The following is a 1153-nucleotide window of genomic DNA, read 5'->3' as shown; positions in this document are numbered from 1 at the left end:
GAATTTAATAAAATTCTTTCTTTAAATTCTGCACCAAAAAGCGTAGATATTAAGGCTTAAAAATATAAAAATTTAAATTATAAAAAGGATTAAAAATGATAGGTATCAACTCAACTTTCAATAACTCCTTTGTCAATCTTAATATTAAAAACAATAACAACTCTTCCTTAAATTCAAATACTTCAAATGCTAATGTAAAAAATTTACAAGACACCCAAGACGCTACTAAAACAAGCAATAAAGTCTTAGGTTATGAAGTAGATAAAGATGGCTTTTTTACAAGTGAATTTAATAAAGCAGCAGGAATTCCAAAAGATTATAAGATTTATGCTAAAGGTGCTGAAAATTTTGTTAATTATATCACTAACCTTAATTTTAAATCTTTTACCAATATAGATATTGCCAAAAGTTTAGGTAATGCTTATAAGGTTTTTTCACAGCTTATTGATGAACCGAGTGGAAATTTTACTACTGAAGATTTAAGCAAAATCCCTTTGGGATTTTCTTATAATAAAAAAAGTTTTCAAGTAACAAATATTTATTATTCCGAAAAAGATTTTGAGAGTGCTTTAAGTTTTGAAGATGACTTAAAAATCTATCAAAATCCTAAGCAATTAACCCTAAGTTTCCCAAGCTGGAAAGAAAAAGCTCCTGCTGATTATATTAAAAAAAATAGCGATATATTTGATCCAAGCTCTCATATAAATATTGGAGCATCATTTTATAAAAATGATAATGGCACTATAAGCAAAGGTGGTGTTTTAATGGCATTCTTTGCAGGTATGTCAGGACAAAATCCTCTTATAGAAGGTGAAACAACTATAGAGGGAAAGCTTCTTGGCTATGATAAAAATATGAGCCAAAGTCAAGTGGAAGATTTAAACGAATTTATAAATCAAAATCCTATCGAATGGAGTATAACAGGAGATGTATTTGCAGATAGTGTATATATAACCAAACTTAGAAATACAATAACTGATATAGATGAATTTAAAAAACAATGGCTAGAAATGAAAGCCAAAAGTGATGAAATGGGGGAAATATATAAAGCTGAAATAGCAAAACAAAATAGAGAAATTGCTCTAGCACAAAAAAATTCAAACAAAGAAAAAGATAAACCCTTTGAACCTATACAAGCAGAAAGTAAAAGCGA

General features: G+C 28.0%; 1 protein-coding gene. It reads left to right on the top strand.

Going from position 1 to position 1153, the window contains the following annotated elements:
* Positions 1–95: 95 nt before the first annotated feature.
* A partial coding sequence (locus tag CCO88_RS10935; protein WP_002840016.1) for a Cj0814 family flagellar-dependent secreted protein occupies positions 96–1153 on the top strand: 1058 nt, incomplete at its 3' end.

Source organism: Campylobacter coli LMG 9860, assembly GCF_000254135.1.
Lineage (GTDB): Bacteria > Campylobacterota > Campylobacteria > Campylobacterales > Campylobacteraceae > Campylobacter_D > Campylobacter_D coli.
This window is presented reverse-complemented; position numbering and strand designations above follow the sequence as displayed.